This is a genomic window from Streptomyces sp. NPDC097619, from assembly GCF_040302735.1.
Lineage (GTDB): Bacteria > Actinomycetota > Actinomycetes > Streptomycetales > Streptomycetaceae > Streptomyces.
In genome coordinates this window covers 1-4,971 of sequence record NZ_JBEOSD010000283.1, presented here as the reverse complement: position 1 = coordinate 4,971, position 4,971 = coordinate 1, and the positions used below count along the sequence as shown (strand labels likewise).

Here is a 4,971-nt window from a genome sequence, read left to right as displayed (position 1 = left end):
GGCCGGGACGTACCCACGTCCCGGCCCCGCCGCAGTCGTCCTTCTGCCGTGACCGCTACGGCAGCGCCAGCATCCGCTCCAGGGCGAGCTTGGCGAAGCTCTCGGTCTCCTTGTCGACCTGGATCCGGTTGACGAGGTTGCCCTCGGCCAGGGACTCCAGGGTCCACACCAGGTGGGGGAGGTCGATGCGGTTCATGGTGGAGCAGAAGCAGACCGTCTTGTCGAGGAAGACGACTTCCTTGTCCTCGGCGGCGAAACGGTTCGCCAGCCGGCGGACGAGGTTCAGCTCGGTACCGATGGCCCACTTGGAGCCGGCCGGGGCCGCCTCCAGCGCCTTGATGATGTACTCCGTGGAGCCCACGTAGTCCGCGGCCGCCACGACCTCGTGCTTGCACTCGGGGTGCACCAGCACGTTGACGCCCGGGATCCGCTCGCGCACGTCGTTGACCGAGTCCAGGCTGAACCGGCCGTGCACCGAGCAGTGGCCGCGCCACAGGATCATCTTCGCGGCGCGCAGCTCCTCGGCGGTCAGCCCGCCGTTCGGCTTGTGCGGGTTGTAGACCACGCAGTCGTCCAGGGACATGCCCATGTCGCGGACGGCGGTGTTGCGGCCCAGGTGCTGGTCCGGGAGGAAGAGCACCTTCTCGCCCTGCTCGAAGGCCCAGTCCAGGGCCTTCTTGGCGTTGGAGGAGGTGCAGATGGTGCCGCCGTGCTTGCCGGTGAACGCCTTGATGTCGGCCGAGGAGTTCATGTACGAGACGGGCACGGTGACGTCCGCGATCCCGGCCTCGGTCAGCACGTCCCAGCACTCGGCGACCTGCTCGGCGGTGGCCATGTCGGCCATCGAACAGCCCGCGGCCAGGTCCGGCAGGACCACCTTCTGGTCGTCGGTGGTCAGGATGTCCGCGGACTCCGCCATGAAGTGCACGCCGCAGAAGACGATGTACTCGGCCTCCGGCTTGGCGGCGGCGTCGCGGGCCAGCTTGAAGGAGTCGCCGGTGACGTCGGCGAACTCGATGACCTCGTCACGCTGGTAGTGGTGGCCGAGGATGAAGACCTTGTCCCCGAGCTTCTCCTTGGCCGCGCGGGCGCGGGCCACCAGGTCCGGGTCGGAGGGCGAGGGCAGGTCGCCCGGGCACTCCACGCCCCGCTCGCTCTTCGGGTCGGCCTCACGGCCGAGCAGGAGGAGGGCGAGGGGCGTCGGCTGGACGTCCAATGGCTGGGCGGTGGTCACGACACGCACCCTTTCTGTTCCGCGACTACAAGTCCGCGATCTGCGACTGCGCGACTTCTCGTCTAGTTGACGCTATCTATCATAACCGCTTCACGTCACTTTGACGATGCCGATAGTGTCCATGTGACGAATTCGCCCGGCCCGCTTCTAGGGGTCCACCCCTCCGCGCCGGTGTGCGAGCATGAATGTCTGAAAGAAAGCGTCAGGCCCGGAATGAATCCGCGGCCCCGTCGGTTGCCACCGACGGCAAGAGTCCGACGTTTCCCCGTGACCCGGGGAGCCGCCCACTTCGGGAGTGAATGCAGATGTCCGTTCAGGACGACAAGACCACTGTGAGCGACGGCATCCTCCTGTCCGACGCCGCCGCCGCCAAGGTCAAGGCCCTGCTCGACCAGGAAGGCCGGGACGACCTGGCGCTGCGTGTCGCCGTTCAGCCCGGCGGCTGCTCCGGACTGCGTTACCAGCTCTTCTTCGACGAGCGCTCCCTCGACGGCGACGTCGTCAAGGACTTCGACGGCGTCAAGGTGGTCACCGACCGCATGAGCGCCCCGTACCTGGGCGGCGCCTCGATCGACTTCGTCGACACCATCGAGAAGCAGGGCTTCACCATCGACAACCCGAACGCCACGGGCTCCTGCGCCTGCGGCGACTCCTTCAGCTAAGCGCTTCCGTACGGCCCGCCCCGCGGCGGGCCGTACACCCGTGAGGGGCGGCACCGGATCTCCGGTGCCGCCCCTCACCGCGTCCCCACCCCCACGCGGGAACGCCCTCCGCCAGGCCCTAGCCCTGCCGTCGCAGGGCCTCTCCGGTCCCGGCGTCGACCACCTTGCGGGTGCCCAGCGGCTCCGCCAACCGCGCCGAGACGGACATCTCCTGCGCGATCAGGACGCAGGCCGCTCCCGGGTCCCGCGGGGTGTCCGTGATCCGCACCATGACCGAGCCGGGGTGCTCCCGGACCTCCAGGGCGTAGTCGCTGCACACCCCGCCCCAGAAGTGCACGGTCAGCCGCCGGTCGCTCTCCTCGTAGGCGAAGCCGGGCACCGTCCCCGCCTTCGGCGCCCCGGCGGGCTCGTCCGCGGCGGCCGGCTGGGCCACCACCCGGCCCGCGGCCCCGTCCCGGCCCGCCACCGTGAACAGCCACGCGGGCACCAGCTGCCGCTCGCCGCCCTCGGTCCGCGGGGTCAGCCCCAGCTCCGCCCCGGTCACCGTCTCCACGGGCCGCGGATCGGGCGCCCCCGACACCGGGCAGGGATCCTGCGCGGGTTCCGCCTCCCCGGCCCGGTCCGGCACCCCGTGCTCCAGCGGCACCGGAGTGGCGCAGCCGCCGATCGAGGCCCGCGGGCCGGCGGTGTTCAGCCGGTCCAGGGCCGCCCCCGCCGTCAGCACCCGACGGTCCTCGCCGCGCACCGGGGCCGACAGCTCGCCGGAGCCGCCGACCACCTGACCGTCGGCCCCCACGTGCACCTTCGTGGCCCAGCCCTGGGTGGGCAGCCCGCCGATCACCGGGTCCGCGGAGACCACCCGGACCCCGCCCAGCACCAGGCGCGCGTCCAGACGGGCCCCCTTGAGCCCGGCCGCCTCCAACACCGGAGCGGCCGCCGCCTTCGCGGCCTCCTCGGTCACCGGTTCGCCGAAGTCCGAGCCGGCGGGCACGCCGGCGTCCCGGCCCGGCCCCTCCGGCAGGGTGGCGGGCCCACAGGTGTCGCGGCCGCGCACGCAGTCGTCGGAGCCCGGCCGGTAGCGGGTGAAGGACCAGGCCCCGGGGCCGCTCTCGGCCACCTGGAACCGCGGACCCGAACCGTCCTTCTCGGCCCCCGCGCGCCACAGTCCGCCGGACAGCACCGGACGGCCCGCCAGTCCCAGGGCCGCCGCGAGTCGCGCCGCGTCCCGCTCGGTCACCTTCCCCGAGAGCCGGTACGGGGCGGCGACCCCGGGCCCCTCGGGCAGTTCGGCCGCGGCCCGGTAGCGGACCCCGCCGCCCGGGTCGGGCTCACCGGGGGCGATCCCCGGCGGCGCCGTGGGGGAGGGGGATCCGGCGGGGCCGGAGGCGGAGGCGCGCTCCGCCGCGACCGCCGGGCGGTCCTCCCCGCCGTGGGCCGTCCCGGCCCAATAGGCCATGCCGCCGCCCGCCAGCAGGACAGCGGCCGCCATCGAGACGGCCGCCACCGCGGGCCGTCGTGTGCGTGCCTTGGGTTCACCGGTCACCGCTCGCTCCTTCGCCGTCCGTTCGCGGATGGGACGGAGCGGGCCCGGATCCGGTTCCCCCGGGGTCCCCCCGTCACCCTCAGGGGTCACCGGGGCCCCGTCAGGGGGGTCAGTCCCCGCAGACCGCCGTACCGGCGATCAGTCGGGCCGAGGCCGCGGGCACCGTCACCCCGTGGATCCGCTCCGGTGCCACCCTGACCGGGGCCGGGCCTGCGGGTACCGCCCAGTGTGGGGCCATCCGCGCGCAGTCGCCCAGCAGCTCGGCCAGCCCCCCTTCGGAGGCCGTGGCGCGGGCGGTCGGAGCGGTGGACGGGGCCGGGGCGGGGTAAGTCCTCATGCGGGCACCGTACGCACGGCGCTCTCCGCGAAGAAAGACCTACTACGGGGTAGTTTCGTGTGGTCCCCGCACGACTGTTTGACCGGGTAACTTTGACTGTCAACGTCCGCGCCTTCACAGGAGCGCCCACGCCGTGCGTATCGCAGTCACCGGCTCCATCGCCACCGATCACCTCATGACCTTCCCCGGCCGCTTCGCCGACCAGCTGGTCGCGGATCAGCTGCACACGGTCTCCCTCTCCTTCCTCGTCGACAACCTCGACGTCCGCCGGGGCGGCGTCGGCCCCAACATCTGCTTCGGCATGGGCCAGCTCGGGGCACACCCGATCCTGGTCGGCGCCGCGGGCTACGACTTCGACGAGTACCGCGCCTGGCTGGACCGCCACGGGGTGGACACCCAGTCCGTCCGGATCTCCGAGGTCCTGCACACCGCCCGCTTCGTGTGCACCACGGACGTGGACCACAATCAGATCGGCTCCTTCTACACGGGCGCCATGAGCGAGGCCCGCCAGATCGAGCTGAAGTCCGTGGCCGACCGCGTCGGCGGCCTGGACCTCGTCCTGATCGGCGCGGACGACCCGGAGGCGATGCTCCGCCACACGGAGGAGTGCCGCACCCGCTCCATCCCCTTCGCCGCGGACTTCTCCCAGCAGATCGCCCGCATGGACGGCGAGAACATCCGCACCCTCATGGAGGGCGCCACCTTCCTCTTCTCCAACGAGTACGAGAAGGGCCTCATCGAGTCGAAGTCCGGCTGGACCGACACGGAGATCCTCGCCAAGGTCGGCACCCGGGTCACCACCCTCGGCTCCCAGGGCGTCCGCATCGAGCGCGCCGGCCACGAGCCGATCCTCGTCGGCTGCCCCGAGGAGACCGCCAAGGTCGACCCGACCGGCGTCGGCGACGCCTTCCGCGCCGGCTTCCTGACCGGCCTCGGCTGGGGCGTCGGCCTTGAGCGCGCCGCCCAGGTCGGCTGCATGCTGGCCACCCTGGTCATCGAGACCCTCGGCACCCAGGAGTACACCCTGGCCCGCGCCCACTTCATGGAGCGCTTCACCAAGGCCTACGGCGAGGACGCCGCCGCTGAGGTCCAGGCGCACTTCGCCGCCTGACCCGAACGGCCCCGGCGGCCCACCGCCGCCCGACGGCCCGGTCCGGGCCCGCGACCCCCGCAGGGCAGCCCGCGCACCAGGGAC

5 protein-coding genes are annotated in these 4,971 nt (G+C 72.5%); 2 read left to right on the top strand and 3 right to left on the bottom strand.

What is annotated here, in order from left to right; all coding sequences use genetic code 11:
- Positions 1–55: 55 nt before the first annotated feature.
- The gene (gene nadA / locus ABTZ17_RS36280; RefSeq protein ID WP_352200087.1) at positions 56–1,243 is read right to left on the bottom strand and encodes a quinolinate synthase NadA; all 1,188 of its coding nucleotides are present in this window, start codon (positions 1,241–1,243) and stop codon (positions 56–58) included.
- Between the two features lie 296 nt (positions 1,244–1,539).
- Between nadA and ABTZ17_RS36275 the strand changes: the two genes are divergently transcribed.
- Positions 1,540–1,896, top strand: a complete 357-nt coding sequence (locus ABTZ17_RS36275) for a HesB/IscA family protein (RefSeq protein WP_093801209.1) — start codon at positions 1,540–1,542, stop codon at positions 1,894–1,896.
- Between the two features lie 118 nt (positions 1,897–2,014).
- Here the strand turns inward: ABTZ17_RS36275 and ABTZ17_RS36270 are convergent, their stop codons facing one another.
- On the bottom strand, positions 2,015–3,439 hold the full coding sequence (locus ABTZ17_RS36270) for a hypothetical protein (protein ID WP_352200086.1): 1,425 nt from the start codon (positions 3,437–3,439) through the stop codon (positions 2,015–2,017).
- Between the two features lie 109 nt (positions 3,440–3,548).
- On the bottom strand, positions 3,549–3,776 hold the full coding sequence (locus tag ABTZ17_RS36265; protein ID WP_352200085.1) for a hypothetical protein: 228 nt from the start codon (positions 3,774–3,776) through the stop codon (positions 3,549–3,551).
- 133 nt (positions 3,777–3,909) lie between these two features.
- Between ABTZ17_RS36265 and ABTZ17_RS36260 the strand changes: the two genes are divergently transcribed.
- Positions 3,910–4,887 carry a carbohydrate kinase family protein gene (locus ABTZ17_RS36260; RefSeq protein ID WP_352200084.1) on the top strand — a complete coding sequence of 326 codons (978 nt, stop codon included), beginning with the start codon at positions 3,910–3,912 and terminating at the stop codon, positions 4,885–4,887.
- Positions 4,888–4,971: the final 84 nt, after the last annotated feature.